Source organism: Streptomyces phyllanthi (assembly GCF_009377205.1).
GTDB classification, from domain to species: Bacteria; Actinomycetota; Actinomycetes; order Streptomycetales; family Streptomycetaceae; genus Streptomyces; species Streptomyces phyllanthi.
In genome coordinates this window covers 1-2,899 of sequence record NZ_VJZE01000730.1, presented here as the reverse complement: position 1 = coordinate 2,899, position 2,899 = coordinate 1, and the positions used below count along the sequence as shown (strand labels likewise).

General features: G+C 69.3%; 3 protein-coding genes. 1 reads left to right on the top strand and 2 read right to left on the bottom strand.

From position 1 onward, the window contains the following. Positions 1-340: 340 nt before the first annotated feature. Positions 341-532 carry a hypothetical protein gene (locus FNH04_RS44075; RefSeq protein ID WP_152791849.1) on the top strand — a complete coding sequence of 64 codons (192 nt, stop codon included), beginning with the start codon at positions 341-343 and terminating at the stop codon, positions 530-532. Between the two features lie 119 nt (positions 533-651). Here the strand turns inward: FNH04_RS44075 and FNH04_RS44070 are convergent, their stop codons facing one another. Both FNH04_RS44070 and prfB read right to left on the bottom strand, forming a co-directional pair. After that, positions 652-1,290 carry an LPXTG cell wall anchor domain-containing protein gene (locus FNH04_RS44070; protein ID WP_152791848.1) on the bottom strand — a complete coding sequence of 213 codons (639 nt, stop codon included), beginning with the start codon at positions 1,288-1,290 and terminating at the stop codon, positions 652-654. A gap of 319 nt (positions 1,291-1,609) precedes the next feature. Beyond that, complete coding sequence (gene prfB, locus FNH04_RS44065) at positions 1,610-2,716, bottom strand: peptide chain release factor 2 (RefSeq protein WP_322725623.1); 1,107 nt, start codon at positions 2,714-2,716, stop codon at positions 1,610-1,612. Positions 2,717-2,899: the final 183 nt, after the last annotated feature.

Sequence of the window (2,899 nt, the reverse complement as noted above, 5' to 3'; positions counted from 1 at the left end):
GGGTCTGCTTGGGGTAGACCTTGGAGACGTTGTCGAATCGGATCACGGATGCACCACAGGTCGCCGGGGATATCGGTGAGCGTGACCATACGCGAACCGGGTACACGAGTGCAGTCGCCGGTGGGGGTTGCGTGGGGGTTGTGCGTTTTTGTACGGGTGAAGGGGCCGCCCTGTGAGGGCGCGAGCGGCGGCGCCGAACCCGCGGCCGCGGGATGATGCCGGCCACCCCCGCGAAGGCGCCCGCGCCCTTTCCCGGGGAACCTGGCACAGTGGTAGGGGAACGGTTGAGTTCTCCCAGGCGTTGTGCATGGGTGAGGCCAGTCAGAGGAGGGCGAGGCGCATGACGTACGACCGGTTGGTGTGCGCGAACTGCGCGGCGCCCGTGAGTGAGGGCCGCTGCCCCGTCTGCCGGGCGAGCCGTGAGCGTCTCCAGCAGGAGGGCTTCTTCGCCGGGCTGAACCCGATGACGCTGATCGCCCTGCTCGCCGTACTGATCGCGGCGCTGGCGCTGCTGGCGCACCAGACGGCATAGGACGCCGGAGGCGCCCGGGAGAACACCCGGCACCCCAGGACACAGGACAACGGGAAGGGCCCGGAGCGAGCGGCTCCGGGCCCTTGTCGTGCTTACCGCGCCGACGTGAGCCGTGAGGCTCAGGCGGCGGCGCCGCCGCGGCCGCCCATCAGGCGGGGCAGCAGGCGGAAGCCGATACCGCCGGCGATCATCGTGGCGGCACCGACCAGCAGGAACGTGGTCTCGGCGGCGCCCGTCTCGGCGAGCTCGTCACCCGAGCCCTGGGCGGAGGTGCCGGTACCGGTGCCGGTTGAGACCTCCGTGCCGGTGTCGGTCAGGGAGGACGAGCCCTCCTCCTGGGCGACGGCGTCGTTGCCGCTGCCGCCGTCGGGGTCGGTGTTGTCGTTGCCGCCCCCGTTGTTGCCGTCGCCGTTCCCGTTGTCGTTCCCGTTGCCGTTGTCGTCGCCCGGGTCGGGCTCCGGCTCCGGCTGCGGGTCCTCCTCCTCCGGAGGCTCGACCGGGTCGCCCGGCGGCGGCTCCTCGATCGGCGGCGGCGGGACGCCGACGCCGTCGTCCGGGTCCTCGTCGCCCTCACCCGGAGGCGGCTCATCGCCGCCCTCGCCCGGGGGCGGGTCATCGTTGGTGCACAGGACGCCCGGCAGCAGGCAGTCGTCCGCATCCGCGGCGGATGCGGCACCCGCGGCGGTCATGGAGGCACCGGCGGCGATCACGGCGCCCGCGGCCACCCGCGCGAGGCGGATCCGCGTCTTCTTGGTCATGTGTTTGCTACCCCCAGTAGCTCATCGTCAATTGACAGGCGTCCGGGGGCCACGGCGTCAGGGGTGGTTCGCTCGCTCAATCCCCCCGCGTCACATGCGCCCCAGAGATACGCATGCCACGTTTCACCCTTCCCACTTTTCACAACAACGTCAAGGCCGTTGCGCGCGCAATGTCCTCTTCGGTGTTATTTGATCCCGGGCAGGACATGTGAGTGTGACGTAAAACCCAGACATCCCCTACGTAAAAGGCAACTGCCGCCCAGTGGGCGGCAGTTGCCAAGTCGACAAAACGCCAAGCGGTGGCGGCGAACCCTCGCCGCTACTTCTCCTGCTGCTTGCGCCAGCGAATGCCGGCCTCGAGGAACCCGTCGATCTCACCGTTGAACACGGCCTCGGGGTTGCCCACTTCGTGCTCGGTGCGCAGGTCCTTGACCATCTGGTACGGGTGCAGGACGTACGAACGCATCTGGTTGCCCCAGGAGTTGCCGCCGTCGCCCTTCAGGGCGTCCATCTTGGCCTGCTCCTCCTGCCGGCGCCGCTCCAGCAGCTTGGCCTGCAGAACGTTCATGGCCGTCGCCTTGTTCTGGATCTGCGACCGCTCGTTCTGGCAGGAGACGACGATGCCGGTGGGGAGGTGGGTGATCCGCACGGCGGAGTCGGTGGTGTTGACGCCCTGACCGCCGGGCCCGGAGGACCGGTACACGTCGATGCGCAGCTCGCTCTCGTCGATCTCGACGTGATCGGACTGCTCGACGACGGGCAGGATTTCCACGCCCGCGAACGAGGTCTGGCGCCGGCCCTGGTTGTCGAACGGGGAGATACGGACGAGCCGGTGGGTCCCCTGCTCCACGGACAACGTCCCGTACGCGTACGGCACCTGCACGGCGAAGGTGGTGGACTTGATGCCCGCCTCCTCCGCGTACGACGTCTCGTAGACCTCGGTCTTGTAGCCGTGCTGCTCGGCCCAGCGCAGGTACATCCGCTGGAGCTTCTCGGCGAAGTCGGCGGCGTCGACGCCGCCGGCCTCCGCGCGGATGTTGACGAGGGCCTCGCGGGCGTCGTACTCACCGCTGAGGAGCGTCCGGACTTCCATCTCGTCCAGTGCCTTCCTGACGGCGACGAGCTCGGTCTCGGCCTCGGCGCGGGTGTCCGGGTCGTCCTCCTCCTCGGCCATCTCGAAGAGGACACCGAGGTCGTCGATACGACCGCGGAGGGCCTCGGCCTTCCTCACCTCCGCCTGGAGGTGGCTCAGCTTGCTGGTGATCTTCTGCGCCTCGTCGGGGTTGTCCCACAGGGACGGCGCGGCCGCCTGCTCCTCGAGCACGGCGATGTCTGCCCTCATCGTGTCGAGGTCCAGGACGGCCTCGATCGACTCCATGGTCGACGAGAGGGACTTGAGCTCTTCGGATACATCGACGACTGCCACGCCTCCAGCCTAACGGCTGTGGCAACCGGTGCGGCCGATGGCCGGGGCCTGGGGGTTTGTCGCCCCCCGCCGCCCTTACCCGTCCCTCCCCCAAGCTCTCGGCCTCGCTCGGGCAGGGGGGAGTTCCGGCCCGTCCGGCGATTGAGGACGAGGCCCGTTCATGGCCGAAGCGCTCGATGCGGG